The 19,633-nt window shown below is 41.8% G+C and carries 20 protein-coding genes and 4 pseudogenes; 9 read left to right on the top strand and 15 right to left on the bottom strand.

Annotation, left to right across the window (positions count from 1 at the left end; all coding sequences use genetic code 11):
- Positions 1-18 precede the first annotated feature (18 nt).
- A complete protein-coding gene (locus TOL9009_RS0104575) occupies positions 19-2,898 on the top strand; it encodes a CHAT domain-containing protein (RefSeq protein WP_029631491.1) in 2,880 nt (959 codons plus the stop codon).
- A gap of 221 nt (positions 2,899-3,119) precedes the next feature.
- On the opposite strand, the gene TOL9009_RS38095 is transcribed toward TOL9009_RS0104575, so the two are convergent.
- Positions 3,120-3,506 carry a hypothetical protein gene (locus TOL9009_RS38095; RefSeq protein ID WP_029631490.1) on the bottom strand — a complete coding sequence of 129 codons (387 nt, stop codon included), beginning with the start codon at positions 3,504-3,506 and terminating at the stop codon, positions 3,120-3,122.
- Positions 3,494-3,880: a hypothetical protein gene (locus TOL9009_RS0104565; RefSeq protein WP_029631489.1), complete on the bottom strand. Its 387-nt coding sequence runs from the start codon at positions 3,878-3,880 to the stop codon at positions 3,494-3,496. The genes TOL9009_RS38095 and TOL9009_RS0104565 overlap by 13 nt, the downstream gene beginning before the upstream one ends.
- A gap of 692 nt (positions 3,881-4,572) precedes the next feature.
- On the opposite strand from TOL9009_RS0104565, the gene TOL9009_RS0104555 reads away from it, so the two are divergent.
- On the top strand, positions 4,573-6,843 hold the full coding sequence (locus tag TOL9009_RS0104555) for a caspase family protein (protein WP_038296026.1): 2,271 nt from the start codon (positions 4,573-4,575) through the stop codon (positions 6,841-6,843).
- Positions 6,844-6,905: 62 nt separating this feature from the next.
- On the opposite strand, the gene TOL9009_RS0104550 is transcribed toward TOL9009_RS0104555, so the two are convergent.
- The 10 genes from TOL9009_RS0104550 to TOL9009_RS0104505 all read right to left on the bottom strand — a co-directional run bounded on the left by TOL9009_RS0104550 (position 6,906) and on the right by TOL9009_RS0104505 (position 14,405).
- Positions 6,906-7,862 (bottom strand): ParB/RepB/Spo0J family partition protein, encoded by a 957-nt coding sequence (locus TOL9009_RS0104550; RefSeq protein WP_029631486.1) that lies wholly within the window; start codon positions 7,860-7,862, stop codon positions 6,906-6,908.
- Positions 7,859-8,635, bottom strand: a complete 777-nt coding sequence (locus TOL9009_RS0104545; protein WP_029631484.1) for a ParA family protein — start codon at positions 8,633-8,635, stop codon at positions 7,859-7,861. The genes TOL9009_RS0104550 and TOL9009_RS0104545 overlap by 4 nt, the downstream gene beginning before the upstream one ends.
- Before the next feature lie 328 nt (positions 8,636-8,963).
- Positions 8,964-9,404 carry a diversity-generating retroelement protein Avd gene (gene avd / locus TOL9009_RS50700; RefSeq protein WP_144238151.1) on the bottom strand — a complete coding sequence of 147 codons (441 nt, stop codon included), beginning with the start codon at positions 9,402-9,404 and terminating at the stop codon, positions 8,964-8,966.
- Between the two features lie 164 nt (positions 9,405-9,568).
- Positions 9,569-12,604, bottom strand: coding sequence for an SUMF1/EgtB/PvdO family nonheme iron enzyme (locus tag TOL9009_RS0104535; RefSeq protein ID WP_029631482.1), 3,036 nt, complete (start codon positions 12,602-12,604; stop codon positions 9,569-9,571).
- Positions 12,586-12,939: a hypothetical protein gene (locus TOL9009_RS0104530; RefSeq protein ID WP_029631480.1), complete on the bottom strand. Its 354-nt coding sequence runs from the start codon at positions 12,937-12,939 to the stop codon at positions 12,586-12,588. The genes TOL9009_RS0104535 and TOL9009_RS0104530 overlap by 19 nt, the downstream gene beginning before the upstream one ends.
- 17 nt (positions 12,940-12,956) lie before the next feature.
- Positions 12,957-13,166, bottom strand: coding sequence for a ribbon-helix-helix protein, CopG family (locus TOL9009_RS0104525; protein WP_029631478.1), 210 nt, complete (start codon positions 13,164-13,166; stop codon positions 12,957-12,959).
- A 226-nt stretch (positions 13,167-13,392) separates the two neighbouring features.
- Positions 13,393-13,563 (bottom strand): photosystem II assembly protein Psb34, encoded by a 171-nt coding sequence (gene psb34 / locus TOL9009_RS45130; protein WP_029631477.1) that lies wholly within the window; start codon positions 13,561-13,563, stop codon positions 13,393-13,395.
- A 175-nt stretch (positions 13,564-13,738) separates the two neighbouring features.
- Complete coding sequence (locus TOL9009_RS0104515; RefSeq protein WP_029631475.1) at positions 13,739-13,945, bottom strand: hypothetical protein; 207 nt, start codon at positions 13,943-13,945, stop codon at positions 13,739-13,741.
- The gene (locus tag TOL9009_RS0104510) at positions 13,938-14,138 is read right to left on the bottom strand and encodes a hypothetical protein (RefSeq protein ID WP_029631473.1); all 201 of its coding nucleotides are present in this window, start codon (positions 14,136-14,138) and stop codon (positions 13,938-13,940) included. Before TOL9009_RS0104510 ends, TOL9009_RS0104515 begins: the two co-directional genes overlap by 8 nt.
- Positions 14,139-14,198: 60 nt before the next feature.
- Entirely contained in the window at positions 14,199-14,405 is a 207-nt protein-coding gene (locus TOL9009_RS0104505) for a hypothetical protein (protein ID WP_051502802.1), read from the bottom strand.
- Between the two features lie 349 nt (positions 14,406-14,754).
- Between TOL9009_RS0104505 and TOL9009_RS46880 the strand changes: the two genes are divergently transcribed.
- The 3 genes and pseudogenes from TOL9009_RS46880 to TOL9009_RS0104490 form a co-directional block, all read left to right on the top strand.
- The gene (locus TOL9009_RS46880; RefSeq protein WP_186227478.1) at positions 14,755-14,925 is read left to right on the top strand and encodes a plasmid partition protein ParG; all 171 of its coding nucleotides are present in this window, start codon (positions 14,755-14,757) and stop codon (positions 14,923-14,925) included.
- A gap of 25 nt (positions 14,926-14,950) precedes the next feature.
- Positions 14,951-15,144: pseudogene (locus TOL9009_RS50310) on the top strand (hypothetical protein).
- Positions 15,145-15,496: 352 nt separating this feature from the next.
- Positions 15,497-15,691, top strand: a pseudogene (locus TOL9009_RS0104490) (PAP/fibrillin family protein); the annotation flags it as partial.
- 10 nt (positions 15,692-15,701) lie between these two features.
- On the opposite strand, the pseudogene TOL9009_RS43040 reads toward TOL9009_RS0104490, so the two are convergent.
- Positions 15,702-16,591, bottom strand: a pseudogene (locus TOL9009_RS43040) (ISAs1 family transposase).
- 25 nt (positions 16,592-16,616) lie between these two features.
- Positions 16,617-16,793: a transposase family protein gene (locus tag TOL9009_RS50305; protein ID WP_398344046.1), complete on the bottom strand. Its 177-nt coding sequence runs from the start codon at positions 16,791-16,793 to the stop codon at positions 16,617-16,619.
- Positions 16,794-16,845: 52 nt separating this feature from the next.
- Here TOL9009_RS50305 and TOL9009_RS38075 point away from each other — a divergent pair.
- The 4 genes and pseudogenes from TOL9009_RS38075 to TOL9009_RS0104460 form a co-directional block, all read left to right on the top strand.
- Positions 16,846-17,331: pseudogene (locus TOL9009_RS38075) on the top strand (PAP/fibrillin family protein); the annotation flags it as partial.
- Positions 17,332-17,554: 223 nt separating this feature from the next.
- Positions 17,555-17,725 (top strand): hypothetical protein, encoded by a 171-nt coding sequence (locus tag TOL9009_RS46875; protein ID WP_186227477.1) that lies wholly within the window; start codon positions 17,555-17,557, stop codon positions 17,723-17,725.
- Positions 17,726-17,756: 31 nt separating this feature from the next.
- A complete protein-coding gene (locus tag TOL9009_RS0104465; protein ID WP_029631464.1) occupies positions 17,757-17,990 on the top strand; it encodes a hypothetical protein in 234 nt (77 codons plus the stop codon).
- Positions 17,991-18,428: 438 nt separating this feature from the next.
- On the top strand, positions 18,429-18,773 hold the full coding sequence (locus tag TOL9009_RS0104460) for a hypothetical protein (RefSeq protein WP_260675841.1): 345 nt from the start codon (positions 18,429-18,431) through the stop codon (positions 18,771-18,773).
- Positions 18,774-18,981: 208 nt separating this feature from the next.
- Here the strand turns inward: TOL9009_RS0104460 and TOL9009_RS38065 are convergent.
- Positions 18,982-19,633, bottom strand: a 652-nt coding sequence (locus tag TOL9009_RS38065; protein ID WP_186227476.1) for an endonuclease I family protein, incomplete at its 5' end; no start/stop codon positions are given.

The raw sequence follows: 19,633 nt of genomic DNA, 5'->3' as shown, positions 1-19,633 counted from the left end.
TCTAATGGAGTTTTAACTATGCGTTTCCGCAAATTTGGATTGAGTGCGTTTGTTTGTCTGTTGGTTGTTTTCTCGACTTCTTCTGTTACTAATTTGTCGATGGTTTTTACAGCATCGCAAGTGTTAGCACAAACAACAGATGCACGGAAAGCTGAAGCAGATAGACTGTTGAAGCAAGGTATTGAGCAGGCTAAAACAAGTCAATTTGAAGCTGCATTAAAATCTTGCCAAAAAGCGCTAATTATCTATCGTGAAATCAAGGACCGTAATGGTGAGGCACGTACTTTAATGCTTCAAGGTGTTGCTTACATTGGATTGGAAGATAAAGTTCGCGGGATCGCTTCTTTAAATCAAGGTTTAGTCATTGCCAAGGAAATCAATAATCAGGATTTGGAGAAAATTGCTCAGGAATATCTACAGTTAGCTCAAAATCAAAGTAATCCCCGCAAAGCCGAAGCAGATAGACTGTTGCAGCAAGGTTATGAGCAGTATCAAACAAGTCAATTTGAAGCTGCATTAAAATCTTGGGAACAAGCATTAATTATCTATCGAGAAATTAAAGACCGTCAAGGAGAGGGTAATGCTCTAAGAAGTTTGGGAATTGCTTACAAATCTTTAGGAAACTATGTTAAAGCCATTGATTACCAACAACAGAGTTTAGCTATCGCACGCGAAATTAAAGACCGTAATGGGGAGGGTAATGCTCTAAGAAGTTTGGGAATTGCTTACAAATCTTTGGGAAACTATGTTAAAGCCATTGATTACCAACAACAGAGTTTAGCTATCGCACGCGAAATTAAAGACCGTTATAGTGAGGGTCAATCTCTTGGAAATTTGGGAAATGCTTACGATTCTTTAGGAAACTATGTTAAAGCCATTGATTACCAACAACAGAGTTTAGCTATCGCACGCGAAATTAAAGACCGTCAAGGTGAGGGTGCATCTCTTGTAAATTTGGGAGCTGCTTACTTTTCTTTGGGAAACTATATTAAAGCCATTGAATACCAACAACAGAGTTTAGCTATAGCACGAGAAATTAAAAACCGTTATATGGAGGGTGCAGCTCTTGCAAATTTGGGAGTTGCTTACTTTTCTTTAGGAAACTATGTTAAAGCCATTGAATACCACTCCTCAAGTTTAGCGATCGCACGAGAAATTAAAGACCGTTTAGGAGAGAGTACAGCTTTTGGAAATTTGGGAAATGCTTACGATTCTTTGGGAAACTATGTTAAAGCCATTGAATACCAGCAACAGAGTTTAGCTATAGCACGCGAAATTAAAGACCGTAATGGTGAGGGTCGATCTCTTGCAAATTTGGGAAATGCTTACCAATCTTTAGGAAACTATGTTAAAGCCATTGAATACCAGCAACAGAGTTTAGCTATAGCAAGAAAAATTAAAGACCTCAATGGAGAAGGAATAAGCCTAAATAATTTAGGATTAGCTCTCTATAAATCTGGTAATCTTGCAGAAGCTGAAAAAATTCTCCGCACTGGCATTGAAACATGGGAATCTCTCAGGGAATTATTGGGTAATAATGATAGCTACAAAGTTTCAATTTTTGAACAACAAGCTCGTACTTACCACATACTGCAAGAAGTCCTAATTGCTCAGAATAAAACTTCATTAGCTTTAGAAATTTCTGAACGTGGACGTAGTAGGGCATTTGTAGAGTTATTAACTTCACGCTTGGAGAGCAAAACTACAGGTCAAACCCCAGAACCTACTGTTGCTAAACCGACACTATCGCTACTGCAACAAACCGCTAAAGAGCAAAATGCGACTTTCGTTGAATATTCGATTATTAATGATGGCTTCAAGATTCAGAGTAAACAAGAAGCAAAGGAATCAGAACTCTATATTTGGGTAATTAAACCCACAGGTGAAGTCACATTCCGCAAAACTGACCTGAAACCCCTGTGGCAAAAAGAAAATACAACTTTAAACGACTTCGTTACCACCAGTCGTAACTCTATCGGTGCAAGAGGTGCGGCTTTTCGCGGCATCAATGTAGTTTACAACCCCGATGCACCCAAAGCAACAAACAAGCTGAAACGTTTACATGAATTATTAATCAACCCCATCGCTGACTTATTGCCCAAAAACCCCAGCGACAGAGTTATCTTCATTCCCCAAAGTAGTTTATTCCTCGTTCCCTTCCCCGCACTACAAGACGCAAACGGTAAATACCTGATTGAAAAACACACTATTCTCACATCCCCATCAATTCAGGTTTTAGATTTAACCCGTCGGCAAAGGGAGAGGGGGAGAAGGGGGGAGAAGGGGGGAATATTAATTGTGGGTAATCCGACGATGCCTTTTGTCGCACCAAAAATCGGCGATACTCCGCAACAGTTACAACCTTTACCCGGTGCGGAAAAAGAAGCAAATGCGATCGCATCCCTCCTAAAAACCCAACCCCTCATCGGCAACCAAGCAACAAAAATCGCAGTACTCCAACGTTTACCCCAAGCGCGATTTATTCATTTAGCAACCCACGGCATATTTGATGATATCCAAGGATTAAATAGCAGTATTGCCCTCGCACCATCTGATAAAAGTGACGGTTTATTAACTGCCTCGGAAATCCTCGACCTGAAGCTAAATGCCGAATTAGTCGTTTTAAGCGCTTGCGACACTGGACGTGGACGCTTAACTGGGGATGGGGTAATTGGTTTATCGCGTTCCTTAATTAGTGCTGGTGTACCCAGTGTCTTAGTATCGCTCTGGTCGGTTCCAGATGCGCCTACAGCACAGTTAATGACGGAGTTTTATCAAAATCTTCAAAAGAGCAAGGATAAGGCGCAAGCACTGCGACAGGCAATGCTGACGACGATGAAAAAAAGTCCGAATCCCGTTGATTGGGCAGCTTTTACTCTCATTGGGGAAGCGGAGTGAATTTTGTACACAGGGATTACAAAGAAAAGGGTGTAGGGTGTGGGGTGTGGGGTGTAGAAAAGAAGAAAGAAAAAACTTACTTTGTGAGTTCAAAGCTCAGTTTAAAAAAAAAGAATTGTATCGAGCGGAAAGTGCCGCGTTCCGACAAAGCGTCATTGCTTCAATCCCACGTTTTTAAACTTGCAACCCTAAACTTGCAACCCTCTGAAAGCATTTTATTATTAATTTGGTTGCCATACGATGTGCGATCGCTTTGCCAATAATCCCGCCAATCGTTCTGATAAAGCTAAATCATCTTCTCGATGAGGTAAACCAACAATATTGGCATGGTTTACTGAATCCTGTTCTACATCCAACCCAATTTCCCGAATACGCTCAACCTCAAGACTGGCAACTCCATAACACTTGCGAAACAACCCGGCACACTGTTCTGGAGAACACACACTAGCCAAATTGACCGAAAGCCCAGGCTCATTAGTTCGCAGGAAATAGGCATCTGCTTTCACCTTCCCTGTGTCCTCATCGATCCACTGTTTACGCAGCAATGCCCGATAAACAATTGCATCCTCTGGTAATGGCTCAAACTGACTCATGCTTAGTTCAGCCACTCCAACCACTGCACCAAGATAGATGCTGTCACATCCCGTTCGACAGCGTAATTGTCTCCCAATTCATGGTATAGATAAGCTTGTTGTTCAGCCTCCGCTGGGCAAATCAACCGGACTTCACGTTCCGGTGACTGTTTGCTCCATGTTAGTCGTATGCTGCCTTGCTCATCCGTCGAAGCCGATGCCCTCGGAAAGCGATCGCCCATTGCTTCATAGGCATCTACGACCAATCGCATCGCCAGCTTAAAGGCGGATTGACTTGGTTGTAAAATCCCGTACTCATCCGTCTCATCCTCTTCTAAAAGAGCAACGAGCCGCTTCAATGTCACCGTAATATTGCTGCTGGAAGGTTTCGCTGACTGAGCAACAGTCATAAAACTCAAGTAAATTCGCTTGTATTGATATTATAGCGATTCTCACATTCATGGGGTACAGAAAAAAAGAATTAACCGCTTCGTCCGATAGATAAACGCCGATGGACGCAGTTGAAGAAGAATCCAGAAGTCAGGAGTCAGGAGTCAGAACAAGAAAGTAGGGGATTCAGACCCGCCACTACGAAAGTTGACCACCAAATCTACGATTTGGAGGGGGTTTTAAACCCGTTTATTCATCCGCCAGTCGCACAGAATTCATACTGAATTCTGGCTCCTGACTCCTGTATTCTGTTTGATAAATTTGTACCTCAGCAGACTAGGAAACCCTATAATGCGATCGCAACCCCCTGCATTTAAAAACGCTACGCTTTTACGCTCATGCTGTACTTAGTACAACAAGAGCATAAATCCCTGACGAAAATTTATCACAAAAACTCTGCGTCACTCTGCGCTTACCTTTGCGCTCCTCTGCGTTAAAAAAACGCTATGCTTTTACACTCATGCTGTACTTAGCCTTCCCCAGTGATATGTATTTTTAACGCACTCGTGACGCTGAGGTAAGCGCAAAGTTTCGCACCAGAAATGCGATCGCTTCAATTTTGAGGTGGAAAAACTTACATTGTTTTTGCATAACCTCACCAAGCCTAGAAATATAATCCTTTAAAGCGACTTCAGCCAAGATATAAAATCCTATGTCTTTTATCAAACGCCGTCAATTTCTGCAATTTTCTGCTTCAACTCTCGCAACAGTGGGTTTAAACCAATTTGATATTATCTCACAAGGTAAGCGCTATGGGCAAGTGCTGGCACAAAATGCACCCCGCAAACTAGCGCTATTGGTGGGAATCAATGAATATCCTGGCAACTTGGCTTTAAAAGGTTGTGTAAATGATGTCAGGTTACAAAAAGAGTTATTAATTCACCGCTTTGGTTTTAAAGATAATGATATTCTCACTTTGACCGACAAGCAAGCTACCCGCAAAGGTATTCTCACAGCTTTTGAAGACCATTTAATCAAACAAGCCAAACGTGGGGATGTAGTTGTGTTCCACTTCAGTGGACATGGTTCACGAGTTGTAGATCCAGATCGCGATTCACCAGATGGACTTAACAGTACTTTTGTTCCTATAGATAGCCAGTTTCCCCCAGGATTTCCTGTTACTGGTGGTCCCGTACAACATATTATGGGACATACGCTGTTTTTACTCATGTATGCGTTGAAGACAGATAATGTTACTGTGGTGTTAGATAGTTGTCATTCTGGGGGTGGTACACGAGGAAATTTTCGAGTGCGTTCCCTTGAAGGTGGTTCCATTCTGCAACCCAGTAATGAGGAACTTGAGTATCAAAAACAATGGCTGGGACGACTAGGACTTTCAAAAGAAAAGTTTATCGAACTTCGTAGAAAAGGTGTTGCGAAAGGAGTTGTTATCGCTGCTGCCAAACGGGAACAGCTTGCATCCGATGCATCTTTTAGTAAATTTTATGCAGGTGCTTTTACTTATGAGTTGACGCAATATCTTTGGCAGCAAACTGCGGATGAACCTGTAACTACAGCGATCGCTAATGTTGGTCGAAATACTAAAGAGGTAGCTAGACAGAGGGGAAACACTCAAGAACCAGAAATAGAAGTTAGGTTTAGCAAAGAAAATGACAACTCACCTATTTATTTTACGCGATCGCCTGCTCTTTCTGCTGAAGCTGTCATAACTCAAGTTACAGGCAATCAAGTAGAATTATGGTTGGGTGGGCTAGATTCACAAACTCTGGAAGCCTTCGATAAAGATGCCATTTTCACAGTTGTGGATGCAAAAGGTGGTGAAAGAGGACTTGTGAAACTAGAATCTCGTACTGGATTAATTGGCAAAGGGACGCTACAAAATACTCCAACTCAACGAGTACAACTACAGCCAGGAACGCTATTACAAGAACGGGTTCGCAGTATTCCCAATAATCTAAGTTTAAAAATTGGTGTTGATAATGCCTTTGATAATAACACCGCAAAGCTTGCAACACAAGCTTTACAAGCACTCAATCGCATCGAACCCAAACCGTTGGGAACTGTTGAGGTACAATATATTTTTGGTCGCATGACTGAAGATAGATATCAGAAATTACAGAAACAAAAGATATCGAATCTGCCAGCGGTGAATAGTTTTGGTTTATTTTTACCTAGTTTAGAGCAAATAATCCCCGCATCTTTTGGTAATAGTGGGGAAACGGTGAGTGCTGCGGTGAAGCGTTTGCAACCTAAGCTCAAGTCTTTACTCGCAGCGAGAATTGTCAATCAGGTGCTGGGTAATACTAATTCATCACAGATAAATCTGCGTGTTTCGATGAATATTGCTGGCAACAAAGAAGTAGTTGGTGAAACTTTCCCAATTCGTGGTACAATCAAAAATACTGTTGGGTCTAATCAAGCACCAGCTTCGTCTGTAAAGTTTTCTAACTCTGGCGTGATTCAATTACCCCTATCGACTGAAATTACTTTTCAAGTTCAAAATAACGAGTCTCAACCTCTCTACGTTAGCATTTTGGTGATTGATGCCGAAGGAGAAATGACGGTAATCTTTCCGAATAATTGGTCAGGTTCAGAAAATGCTGCATTGATAGAGGCAAAGCAGAAGCGTGTGATTCCGCAAGCTGATGATGGATTCAAACTGACTATCGGCAAACCCTTGGGATTTTCAGAAGCGTTAATTATTACTAGTACAACACCTCTGCGAACTTCTCTCAAAGCATTGCAACAAATTGCCAAGTCGAGAGGTGTTGGAAATCGCAATACTCCAATTGCTGTTACAGATGAGGTTTTGGACGTTACGAACAGTCTGCTTGATGATTTGGATGCAGGGACTCGTAGCAATAATAATATTGAAGGGATAGCACTGCCAAGCGGAGTTCGTGGTATTGATGTCAAGAAACTGGCAGCAATGGCGATCGCATTTGAGGTGGTTGGGTCTTAAAATCAGTTAAGGTGAAATCCGGGCAACGACTTTTGGAGAGAAAAGCGATTAAAACTATCTTTCTATGTCACTTCCTCTATCAGCGTTTCAATAGTTGCAAGTAATTTTTCCAGCATTTTCTGCTTTTTGGGATTGTCCCACACTTGCGACTTTTGCAACCTTGGCAGTGCTTGCTTGTAGCGCTCTTTGAGCGAATTTTCTGTTGCTGCTAATTCTTTGGTTGCTTTAATGCGATCGCTAATCTGAGAAAGAGACAAGTTTTCTGCAATTGCTACTTCTGTCAGTTCCTTTCGCTCTTGCTCATCTTTCATGCGAGCGATCGCCCGCGCTTTAGTGTATTCAAGTTTCCCAGAACGCAGTACTTCTAACACATCAACAGGAAGATTAAGCAGTGGCAAGCGGTTCTTAACAAACGACTCCCAACACATCCGCCCCAACGAGCTAAACAATTCTTCAATTACACGAGTATGTTCGTGAGACATAACGTTATGTCTCAACTCAGAATTTTCCTCTTTATAGCGATCGCATACGTTACGCATTTTGTTAAGGTGGCTGATTACTTTCTGGGTAGTTATCTCCAGACGCATTGCCAGCAGTTCTAAAATACCCTCAGTTTCCTCGATGGGGTTAAGGTCTTCGCGTTGGAGATTTTCGACCAAACGCACAGTCGCCGTAACGGTATCATCCATCTCGCGGATGACAACAGGCACGTCAGTTAGTTTGGCTAGTTGGGCAGCTCTTAAACGACGTTCCCCCGCGACGAGTTCATAATCACCACCACTTAGGGGGCGGACTAACAAGGGTTCAAGTATACCCAATTCTTTAATCGATCGCGAGAGTTCTTCTAGTTTGTGTTCGTCAAAGTAGCGCCTCGGTTGAGAGTTGGGCAGCTTAATTTGAGCGATCGCAATAGACAATGCTGGCTGTTCGATTTCGGCAGTCGCAGTTGGTTGAGTTCCAAACAACAAAGAGACGGGCTTTTTAATAGCGGTGTAGGGTGCGTCTTTTTTACTACTCACGGTTTGACTTCCAGTTTTTCTAGACTACTCGCTATTTTTTTAAGGATACTAACGGCGGGGTGATTTTTGTCGAATAGTGCTAATGGTAGCCTACGCTCTGATGCATCGGCGAAAGCAATGGTTTTAGGGATTGGTGGAAAAACGGTGGCAATAGATGACAGTTGTTCTTGGACTGCTTTAACAGTGCGAGATTCTTGTGCCGTGCGACCGTCGAACATTGTCGGGATAAAGCCAGCAAATTGTAATGCGGGGTTAGTATTTTGGTGGATTTGGGCGACGGTATTAAGCAATAACTCTGTCCCCTTAAACGATTTAAATTGACACTGGACGGGAACTAAAATGTGTGTGGCAGCGGTGAGGCTAATAATGCTGAGTAACCCCAACGATGGCGGACAATCAATCAAAATAAAATCGTAATTTTCTTGGACTGTCACAAGGGCATTTTTTAGTCGATATTCCCGTGCGATCGCACCCGCTAGTTGCATTTCACTTGCGGCAAGGTTGATATCAGCCGGCACTAACGCCATGCCGTGAATCAGTTCGGGCATTACGGGCAATGGTTTGCCTTCAACAATAGAAGCGTGGATGCTTGTCTCTAGTTCGTCGGGTTCGAGTCCCATAAAAGTAGTTAAGCTAGCCTGTGGGTCGATATCCACCAGCAGCACGCGATTTTTCTTTTTTTGTGCCAGATGATAGCCCAAATTTTGGGTGAGTGTAGTTTTGGCAACGCCGCCACTTTGGTTGAATAACGCAATGATGCGGGTTTGGCTCACAATTTTTGAAGTGAAGTTAATGCAATAATTAAGCGGTTATTTTATCGGAGGGAGTGACTTTATACAACTGGCATTTTTAAAACTACATATAGCGTAAAGCACATACACAATAGATGTAGCAGTGGGGGACGCAACAAAAGTGTTGCAACTACAAGACTTATTGGCTGTCTCAAGGGTTATTAAAATTGATGGTTCCATCCATGCAAATTTCATCTGCCTTTAAAAAGTCGTGTCTAAACTCAGGAGAAAAGTTGAGCGATCGCTTCCCATGAACTTCAACATAAAGGCGATCGCACCCCCAAACCGCTTTTTCCTCGCTTGAAAATTGTTAGTTGGGTGCAGATGCGATCGCTTGACTTAAACATAAAGGCGATCGCACCCCCAAACCGCTTTTTCCTCGCTTGAAAATTGCTGTAAGATCCACATAAAGGCGATGTCTACGACGGGCTGCGCCTACGCACTTAGAAATATCTCTATGCAATGCCAGATTGCTGGCAATTTGTTTGTAGAATTGGGCAGCTGTTTGCTGAAAATCAAATAACAATCTGGTTTGATGACGCAGAATATTTAACTTAGCATTTAATAGTTCTAACTGAGCCAACTTTTCTTGAGCGTACCGTGCTAATATTAAGCCTTCCAGCAGGTCGTAAAGTCCGGCTATCGTCCTGTCCCCTAAAGCAAATTTATGTTTTCTAGGCAGACGATTTAAAATAGGCACGTACCATTTAATCAGGTCATAGGTTTTTTGAATAATTGGTAAATCTTGCATTTGGTCAAAAATAAATTTTTAGTCTGCACAACCCCCTTGACAAAATCTACCACTTCTTGGATAGTATATTATATTCGTGCTAAATATTAAAAAATCGACCGCGTTCGGCGGGGATAAGGGAAAAAGAAAAACCTTAGAGGGCTAAAGCGCAAGAGTGTAAAGAATTAAGTCCTCGCGGCGGAAACCACAACCCGAAACCCGATGAGGTAGTACCAGTGGTTCTGCTCGTAGTAGCCACGACACGCTGAACGGCAATTCCTCGGAGCGTTGTTCCAGGAGCCACCGCGCACCACACGAATTTTTTGATTCTCATTCTCATTAGGATCAATAGCTTCATCTATCCAAGCATTACCGTCTGTAGGAGCGCCTTTGTAATCACCGTGCCAGTGGTCAGCGCACCATTCCCAGACATTACCGTGCATATCATACAACCCAAATACATTAGCTACTTTAAAAGTGCCTACTGGTGTTGTTTGTTTCCTACACTGACCTTTTGGGGCATCACCGTAATTGTATTCAGCATTGTAGTTTGCTAAATCCGATGTGATAGTTTCGCCAAAGTGAAATCGAGTTGTCGTGCTTGCTCTACAAGCATACTCCCACTCCGCTTCGCTAGGAAGCCGGTAGTGTTGTCCGGTATGTTCTGATAGTCTAGCACAAAACTCTACCGCTTCATACCAAGAAATTTGCACTACTGGTAGATTATCCCCTTTAAAGCGTGATGGATCGGGGTCAAGTGGGCGGTTTACTTGTTCTAAAGCGGCTACAGTCCGCCATTGTACCTGAGTGACGGGGTACTTGCCCATGAAGAAAGGTGGAACAGTTACTTCGTGCTGGGGCTTTTCTAAGTTATATCCTTCCCCTTCAGGCGAACCCATCATAAAAGTACCACCGGGAATAACGACCATTTGTAAGGTGATACCCTCACCCAAATCTTCGTTAAAGTATTGGGCAAGTATTGTTTCTCGCTCGATGATTTCGCCGCGACGGTTGACACGGTTGACGGTGACGGTTTCAAACTCAAAAGGCTTTAGTTCATCACGGGAGCGTCCCAAAGATTGAACATCTTTAAATTCTTCTTTAGAAGAAAGAGCAGCTAACGCACTTCTAACTAAATCTTCTCCCACTGGATCTTGGTTTCTTTGGGCTGCCTGTATTGCTAAATCCAATCTAGCCAAAGGGTCTTTATTTGCTTCAATCCAACGCCAATAAGGACTTAATGAAGCTGTCATCCTAGCACTGCGACAGATTTTATCTGAACTCAATTCATGCTCATAACCCCATTCCAGAAACAAGAGTAAGTTTGAGTTTTCTTGCAAAAGCAATTGCCGTCCCTTATTATCGTCTCTGTCACCAAAAAGCTTGATAACTGTGTTACAGAAATTTATATAATAAAAATCCAAAACTTGGGGAGCAAGATAGTCAACTCCTCTTCCTTTCTGCAATTTACTTTCTGCGTAAGTACGGGCAGGTTCGGGTAAAGTTACTCTCCAATCAGATGCAGTAGGAGACTTTTCTGCCATAGAAAACTTAAACAATTCTAACAAAGCTTTATTCCCGCGTCTGTCCCAAATAGCCTTAGCTAAATCCCGATTCAACCCACTAGGAAAAAAAGCCAATAAAGGAAATATATCTTGCCCTTCTACCGATAGAATCTCAAAAGAACGCTCTAAAGTTATCCGCAGACTTCTTTCTTTTCTTTGTTCACTAGAATAAGAATCAAGAACGGACAGTGGTTCATCTATCAAGTCTTCACGCAGCATCTTGAGAGTAGATTTAGTTTCTGCCATATAAGATGCTGCTAGCTTAATAGGTAAGGGATAACCATCAAGAAACTTGACTAAAAGATTAAAGTTTTCTAGTAAATCATCATTCTCCCCCCATTGTATTTGTGGTGGAGCATACCTTTTAAATATCTCTCTTGTTTCTGATGCTCCCATGCTGCAAACTTCTTCTTGATGGCAATAAAGAATATCCCCTGCCAGAGAATCACGGGAAGTTAACAACAGTCTTAAATTAGGACATTGTTCTAAAACTGAGTTTAAAAGTTCAATTAGTTCATTGGATTCTTTCTCAATCAATTTATCCAAATCATCGAAAATCAACAACAATCGGCTATTCTTTAACTCTCTTTCTAAGCCAAAACTCCTTAATTCAAGACTCTGTTGAACTTTGGTAATCAGCGTTCCCACAGAATCAGTATCGCGCAAACTAATAAACCAAACTCCATCTTTATAGCGAGATCGCTCATGTAACCACTGACCAATGGCATAAGCTAAGGCAGTTTTGCCTATTCCCCCCATACCATGAAGAGCAATACAACGTTTATCAGACTCTACGAGTACTTTAATTACCTGATGTATTTCTTGTCTGCGTCCAACAAAGTTTGGATCGTCACGGGGAATATTAGTATTTGACCACTGGGGATAGATACAGGAGTGAGAATCGGCTGGTTCTATAATCAGCGATTGATGATGGGAAGCTTGGGGTAGTAATCGAAATTTGAAGGCTTCATCGAAATTAACTCCTTGCTGAAAGGTCAGAGAGTTAAACAGCTTTTTTAAATCATCATCAAGTTTAACTGCATTACGACCCGATAAAAAAGCATTCACAACTGAGTCTTGATTGAATAATGCCTGATAAAGTCGTCGAGAAAAACATCGGGCTGCCACATCTAGAATTTTATCTTCAGCGTTAACCGCAATTACATGAGATACTCCGGCTTTTACAAAAGCTTGAGTTAACTTTTCTGAATGACAGGCATTTAATAATGCTAATTGACAGGGTGCTTGCTTTTGATTTGATAAAGCAATCGCCAGTTCTTCTTCACTAAAATAACGAGTAATTCCCGCTTTATCTTCTAACACCAAGGCTGTGCTATCCCCCTTTCTCATCCCATGACCGATAAAATGAATAATCAGTGGTTTGACATGATGAGACAACACATCTTGTAAAGTCTGTGAGGTGGCTACTTTAACCACTATTTCCACTGCTATCGGATGAGATATATTCTCTAATACTGAAGCGATCGCATCAATTTCTTTCTGGATTGATAAATTTTCTACTGGTGATAAGTCTTCATTGAGTAGAGGGGCTGAGAACAAGATGAGAATTTGATTACTGAAGGAATTATCTTTTTTAGTAACTTCTTCTATCCCTGGATTAATGGGAACTTTTGAAACTACTTTTGAGACAACCATTCCTCTATCTCCTCATCAGTAGCCTTACTTATGTCTAGGGAAGGACGTTTTGGGTATTCTAACTTTCCTTCTGGTTCTATCCCTTTTTCTCGTAATTCTCGCCGCCAATTATTGATTGCCTTAGCGACTTTGATACTGTAATCTATCAAATTGGCTGTTGCGGCTGCCCCTCCAAGTATTGTAGCCACAAAAACTATGTCATCTGCACCAAACACACGATTTAATGACTTCTGCACATTTATTGAACTCATCGTTAGTGATGTTTCCAAAGACGCTATTTCATCTGGCGGCAGTTGGGATGAAATCACTATGCTAACTAGAGGAATTTCGCTCATTTACACCTCTAAAAGTTTTATTTTTTTATTAATACTTGCAGGGCTTCAACTTTAGTTTCCAATTCAGCCACCCTCTGACTCAATGGCACATCTGAACCACAGCCCAGATAAGTGGCGATCGCACTGACTATCACATCTGTCTTCGACGTGCCAGTTCGCTCAACGTGGCTGTTGAGTTCTTCTAGGAGAGATGGGGGAATTCTGATGGCGATTTGCGGCTTGCTCATACTGGTATATTGAGAATTAAAAACTACATTAACTTTTAATCCTGTTTGACTAAGTAATACTTAGTGATATTGTAGTACGACATTTTTTCTTTTGGTGGATGTTTGACCGAAACTTTGGGGTTGCGCGATCGCACCCATCAACAACAAAAAACCCCGGCGTTAAATACCGAGGTGATTGGGAGAAGTCCATATGTCAATGAGATACCGATACCAAAATCAATAAGTCTTAGCTAACGCTCAAGCCAACCAAAACTAGAGTGGTAACAATCAAAGCGGCGAACACACCCTGTACAACATATTTGCGTTGTTCCCAAATTGCTGGGTACTCTGCATAGTACATCTGGGGTTCATTTGCGTAGTTATTTAAAATGCCGTCTTCGTTAACTGTTGTATACATAGGTTTTTTTGGTGTGTGTTACTTTATGTAAATAAATTTAACAATATTGTTACAAATAGTCAATACAGCTTGACAAATAATAGTGGATGTGAATTATAAGAAGTGCTTATGTTGGATGGCACAAAATAACCCCCAATCAGGTTGGGGGCGTTTGGTGATTGCAGGAATACAGCAACTACTGCTGATGCATTTGTTCGAGCATTGCTAAACCTCGTTCTATTTTTGGCTGTTTTAAAAACTGTCGGCACTGTCTACCAGCTTCAACAGCCCGACGGATTAAGCTATGTCCTTCACGATATTTTCCTTGCTGAATTAGCTGTAAGCCTTGACTGCTTAAGTCCTTAGCATCGTTAGCTAAGGCAAGTGCTTGCTCTCTATCCATTTTGTTGCTCCTCCAAAACAGCTATTATTGCCTCTGCTTGTTCAAACAAAATTTCGGCTCTTGCCTCAAGTAGGCTAGCATCGGCATCATCTTTATTTTCTATCGCTTTTTGAAATTCGTTGTAAAGCTTTACAACTATTTCTTGTAACGAGTTATACGCTGCTAGTAAAGCGCTTGCAGTTGATTGTTTCATTATTGTTCAAGGAGTCAATTTTCGTACTGCGTCGAATTGTTGCTATCTTTATCATGTTTTTTACTGCACCAAAATTGAGCGGCTTAAAATACTCATGACCTCGCCCGGATTAGGACTAGGCAGCAGTGGACTCCAGTCACCGACATCTGCATAGCCAATGACTTGTAAGTAGTGTATTGTACTGGTTACAGTTCTCGCCGTACCAATCAGCAGGTGTTTAAGTGGTTCCCGGTTTGGCTCTGTTTGAGAACTTCCCTGGCTGAGGATAGGTACGTTTTGAGCATCAGCGTCAGGTAAAAAGCCTTTCTTTGTGGGCTGCACGGCATAATTTCCGCCCTCTTCGAGTGCTGTCGAAGAAGCTTGTTGAACTATATACAACTCAAGTTCCAATTGGGCAAGAGCAAGCGAATCGCAGAGAATTTGTGATTGTGTCATCATTGTTTTTATCTCCCGATATGGGGGGTTTACTACATGAAGGCGATCGCACTGGTTCCGGCAAGAATTGAGCGATCGCTTTCTTGTATAAAGTAAATTATATCAAACTGGGGGGAATGGGGGAATATGGGAATATGGGAATATTGCTGATATTCCCCCTATGCCATGCCAGAATGATGGGATGGCAAAACCCGAAGACACTGTAAAGCTGGTTATTAGCAAAGAATTAAAAATCCGTTTTAAGTCGCTGTGCGTACAAGCAGAAACGGATATGAGCAGTGTTGCTAGAGATTTAATTGGTGCCTGGTGCGAAGAACAAGAGAAAAAGCTTGAACAGCAGAAAAAAAAGTAGAAAAATATTCATCCTGCCAAGCACCATGACTAAAACCACAGTTCACTTAGTCGTCAGCATCCAGAATGTTACTAAGCGTGGTGTTCTACACGCTCTGCCCAGTGCTGGCAGTTTCGGGTGATTAGTCCTGGCGGTGCAGTGTTTGGAGAACGCAAGATTTATTACTCGGCTGAAGCGGCGGAAAAAGCGGGACGGGAGTGGATTGAGAAAGGGAGTTGAGGGAAAGGTGCTTTTGAAGTACCCGCGATTTCACTATGAAGTGCTTTTGAAGTACCCGCCCGCAGTCCGGCGATCGCCGTTTCAAAGCGAGTGATAACAGCACAATGGCACTCTTGTTTCTGGAATTCTCCATCTAGGCGGTGTAGTCCTTATTAGAACAGCGACTTATACAGAACTTCTATAAATAGCCCTTGGGGAATATAACCCCATCAAAAGCCCAATCGTCCCGACTGGGTTTTTTGGTTTTGGGGCGTTTGCCCTGCCGAACCCCCCAAAAAATTTAATGCCCTTCTTAGCAACGAGATGAGGGTTAATAAAAGCTATAGGCTCTGTTATGGAAAATATTCGACCCTTGAACAATCAACTCTTATTAAAGGAAAAATTACTTGCCTCGCTTGAGCAGATTCAAACTAAAAGTGATGGCTCTCCTGTTACCGATTTGAAGCTAGACAAAGCTTTAGCCCAAGAAATTGAACAATTGACGACTCAACTAGAAAGCCTCAATCCCAATCCCAACCCACTACTCTATGCTACTTCTTTACTAGAGCAGGGCTGTTTCATTCCACAAGGGATAAGAGTTTGTCAATATCATTAGAGGTAAATCTCTGGGCTTGGGTAATGGATGAATAACCATTTCGGCGCAAAATATTGAGTGCGATCGTTCGCATCACTGACACATTTGCAGGAGCGTTACCCATACGTATGGTCGAATGGTCTTCATCAAAAATTACATCCTTAACCCAATGAAGACGATTCTCAATCCCCCAATGTCCACGAATCCCCTTAGCAAAATCAGCCGCAGATTTGACGAGGCTGCTAATGTAGTATGCAACTTGGTGATATGCTTTACCCGCACGAGTACCGCTTCTTTCAACCTTAATCAATGATTTTAAGCCAGTCCATTCTTGGCTGATACCCGTTAAATCATGAAAAACTTCTACACTACGTGTTGTAACTCTGTTTCGTGTTCTTTCGACTGCGATGTGCCTACTTGTTGGCTTGGAATTATCCGTAGTCTGTCGAATTTGGCGATGCAAGTTTTTTTGGTTTGCTTTCACAGCGATCGCGTAATCATTGCCACCATCAATTATTAACTTGCAAGTTTTTTTTGGCAATGCAAAGCATCCAAGCTAAACACAACACCCTCGATATCCAGTGTTGCAATCAAATTTTGAACTGTGGTAATTTCGCTACCTTTCTTATTCTCCAACTTATCCAAACCAAAGACCAGACCTCTTTTCCCAGCATATACAGAAACAACACTCACAAAATTTTGATACTCATGAGCGTAGTTTTTTACAGTTCCTTTGATACTTTTACCGTCAACTCCAACCCACTCAGATGTATCTAAACTCACATATTGTTCTGCCCACTGATTGAATATTTTGGCAAGATTGTCAAAGTCTACTCCCATTAGTATTCGTCGTATCGTTGAGTACGAAGGCACGCCATGTTTTTGAATTCCAAATTGATCAATCAGTACAAGACGATGCCGATGAAACAAAGTCTCCCCATGCACGATATCCCACGTACCCGCTCATTGTTCCCATAATCACAAACAGTAATACCAGCCACAGTTGGTGTCTTTGCCCATCCTTTGTCCGAAAGTCTTTAACTTGCCGCAGTTGTTCAATCAGATTCGCACCCATAATTTTTCATCCCCAAGATGCTTGTAATTTTACATCTTTTAGGGGATGAAACAGCCCTGCTTTACTAGAGGGGGCTTGGCAATTGCAATACTCTACTGCTAGAGAAATCCGTTCTTTAGACTCCCTGCCGTTGGGATTAAAGCTGGGTAAAGTATATCAGGTAATTAATGTTGCCAATAAATTGTTTTTCAATTTAGCTAAAGTTAAACATCCTCTGGGGCTAATATCGGGATATGTAAAAGTAACAGCTAGCTTTGAAGTAGCAACAGTTGATTCATCACTTCCACCAAATCAACGTATTAACGTTTATTTTGACAAACGCTACCTATCAATTGAAAAGATTGTTGGCATTGATACCCCCCAACTTAACCCATTTAAGGTTGTTCCAGCTAATAATCCTACTGGCAGAATTGCGACCCTGGACATTACTTACTTGGATGAAACCTTAAGAATTGGACGTGGAGGCGATGGAAGTTTATTCATTCTTAGTAAATCCAATGACTTACCTGATAACAGGGCGATCGCTTATGGCGCATAATTGTATCGCAACTTCTTGGCGGGAGAGCGATCGCCTGTGCAGAATGTATAAAATTACGCATACGTAGTTGATCAAAAGCTAATTTCACCCGTGAGAACTGTAGTTCTACATGAAGTGCGATGGCGTACCCGCGATTTCACTTGAGCGATCGCTTTCTCTAGGACTGTGGCTTCACTGCGTTCAGTTTTGCTTATGGTATTTTGGAAAAAAAGAGTTAATAAAAATGGTTAAGCCTAAAAATAATGTATATCGCGGACACGCAATAGAAAAAGTTGGTCACGGGAAAAGGGCGGCATTTCAAACAATTATTAACGAAAAAGAGTGGTCTGCTGTCACCGAATCAGAAGTGAAAACAACAATTGATGCTTGGATTGATGAAGGAATAGAGCCTTAGTGCTAATTGCCGATATCTATTGAATGAAATTATGCCAACTAATTTAATCGTCCTTATAGCTGCATTAATTGTTGCATTGCTGGTCTTTAGAGCTTTGTTGAGTCTGCTGAAAACATTCATAAGTACAGCAGTTGCCCTTGTTGTAATCGTCGTCATCTTAATGGTTTTTGGCTTTACTCCCCAAGATTTGCTGCAAGAAGTCATTAACTTACCTCAAACTCTCACTTCTCTGGTGACAGAGGTAAGAAAGTCATTGGGATTGTGAAAAGGATTAATTGGCTAAGGGTGCTTTTTTTTAGTTTGTATCAATTATTCATGCGGGTAGCAATTACACATTGGAAATGAACATCGGAGAACAAGCAGATACACTTAGAGCGAGAGGCTTCTTTTGGAATAAACTAAAATAGATGTCAATATTTTGTTGATAGAAAACGATAGTAAAGCCAAGTATGAACTTTTTCACAGGTTAAACACTCGCAGTCTGATCGCCACAGGGAACACCCCAAGTTTAGAAGAATAAAACAATCAGGGGTAGATATAGCAGGCTGACCGAAGAAAGACAAAAGCGGCGATCGCCCAAGTGAAATCGCGGTTACGCCATCGCACACCCACGCACAATAATGATGCGAGCTTTATTTGTGGCTAAAATGCTCCCGTTAATACCAAGCTTGATAAAATCAGGAGCGAAAAATCTTATTTTCTGATGATTAAGGGGTTAGCTATGGAAGCAAGAAGCGAGATTACAATCAAATTCAGTGGCTCACTACCAACAGCCAAACCTGCACCGAACAAAAAAGTCGAAGTTGAGCTAACCGACCAAAACGGTATAATTTTCACTGCCATAATCAATGCCAAAAGCTGGCGCAAGGCTGAAACTAACACCTCGGAGTTTGCAGACTGGGCTGGGGCTGTGTCAGGTAAGCTCGGTCAACGAACAGATAATGGATTTGAAGTGGTTGATGCCGGGGTTCAGATTTTCGAGAAGAAGCAGAAAGATGTTACACAAGATGTGAGTGTTGCCGCGCCAGAAACCCTACCAAGTTCATAGATTAATTCCAACATGAAGAGGCAATGCGCTTTTCATGTTGCCTCAGTACCAAGAAATCAAGAAGAAAGAAAGTGCTTGTCGTATCATGCATTGCAACCGATTTACTACAAGCACTTATGGGTGGGCAATGCTTGGTAACAGTTTTGGGAAGTCGTGGTTTGCATTCTTCAGTTATCAAACATTGAGCCAATGCTGCTGCGTCTAGAATTTACCCAATGCCTAGGCTAAAATCGATTAAATCTGTCCATTCTGGAAAGTCAATCAATGGGTTACGGTTGCCCTGCTTCTGCTTACTGGCAATAGCCATATTTCTATGTTTCTCATGCTCGGTGACAGGATATTGCTTATGCCAATCAAGTAAAGTTTTTAAATGTTCTGGTTTGTACTCCTTATTTAAGTTATTGATAACGCCTGGGTAACGCAACAAAAAGTAAAGAGTAGCACGCGCGGCTTCCCCTTTACCAAAACCCGGTTCAAACCTGTTACCTTCAGATTTACCGCAATTGTTACGAGTTGCTTCTTCAAAGTTATCAAAGTCATCAAAGTCAGTGAAGGGACTACTTCCTCGGAAGGAGTTACACGCCATCTCACACGCGAACAAATGATGCAAATCGCCTTTCATCGGTTTGGGTGATACATCTTTAAACCACGACTGTGGAACTACATGCTCACAGTTGTATGGTAAATCTCTTTCAAGGGTATTTACCCTTTCTAAAATCTCTGCTGTCGTGAGTGACTCTCTAAGTATAATTTCTTGCAAACGAGATGCTCGCCTTTTTTCAATTAGGAGATCCTCTTGAATAATTTGTTCTGGTGTGTATTCAAGACGCGAGTAAATACTTCTAATCTTTGAGTCAGGT

Origin of the sequence: [Scytonema hofmanni] UTEX 2349 (assembly GCF_000582685.1) — a bacterium.
Lineage (GTDB): Bacteria > Cyanobacteriota > Cyanobacteriia > Cyanobacteriales > Nostocaceae > Hassallia > Hassallia hofmanni.
This window is presented reverse-complemented; position numbering and strand designations above follow the sequence as displayed.

Bases quoted from the DNA above. Each gene is read 5' to 3' on its own strand.
- TOL9009_RS0104575 (WP_029631491.1), top strand. From the start codon at position 19: ATGCGTTTCCGCAAATTTGGATTGAGTGCGTTTGTTTGTCTGTTGGTT.
- TOL9009_RS0104565 (WP_029631489.1), bottom strand. From the start codon at position 3,880: ATGACTGTTGCTCAGTCAGCGAAACCTTCCAGCAGCAATATTACGGTG.
- TOL9009_RS0104555 (WP_038296026.1), top strand. From the start codon at position 4,573: ATGTCTTTTATCAAACGCCGTCAATTTCTGCAATTTTCTGCTTCAACT.
- avd (WP_144238151.1), bottom strand. From the start codon at position 9,404: ATGCAAGATTTACCAATTATTCAAAAAACCTATGACCTGATTAAATGG.
- TOL9009_RS0104535 (WP_029631482.1), bottom strand. From the start codon at position 12,604: ATGGTTGTCTCAAAAGTAGTTTCAAAAGTTCCCATTAATCCAGGGATA.
- TOL9009_RS0104530 (WP_029631480.1), bottom strand. From the start codon at position 12,939: ATGAGCGAAATTCCTCTAGTTAGCATAGTGATTTCATCCCAACTGCCG.
- TOL9009_RS0104525 (WP_029631478.1), bottom strand. From the start codon at position 13,166: ATGAGCAAGCCGCAAATCGCCATCAGAATTCCCCCATCTCTCCTAGAA.
- psb34 (WP_029631477.1), bottom strand. From the start codon at position 13,563: ATGTATACAACAGTTAACGAAGACGGCATTTTAAATAACTACGCAAAT.
- TOL9009_RS0104515 (WP_029631475.1), bottom strand. From the start codon at position 13,945: ATGGATAGAGAGCAAGCACTTGCCTTAGCTAACGATGCTAAGGACTTA.
- TOL9009_RS0104510 (WP_029631473.1), bottom strand. From the start codon at position 14,138: ATGAAACAATCAACTGCAAGCGCTTTACTAGCAGCGTATAACTCGTTA.
- TOL9009_RS46880 (WP_186227478.1), top strand. From the start codon at position 14,755: ATGGCAAAACCCGAAGACACTGTAAAGCTGGTTATTAGCAAAGAATTA.
- TOL9009_RS50305 (WP_398344046.1), bottom strand. From the start codon at position 16,793: ATGGGTGCGAATCTGATTGAACAACTGCGGCAAGTTAAAGACTTTCGG.
- TOL9009_RS46875 (WP_186227477.1), top strand. From the start codon at position 17,555: ATGGTTAAGCCTAAAAATAATGTATATCGCGGACACGCAATAGAAAAA.
- TOL9009_RS0104465 (WP_029631464.1), top strand. From the start codon at position 17,757: ATGCCAACTAATTTAATCGTCCTTATAGCTGCATTAATTGTTGCATTG.
- TOL9009_RS0104460 (WP_260675841.1), top strand. From the start codon at position 18,429: ATGATTAAGGGGTTAGCTATGGAAGCAAGAAGCGAGATTACAATCAAA.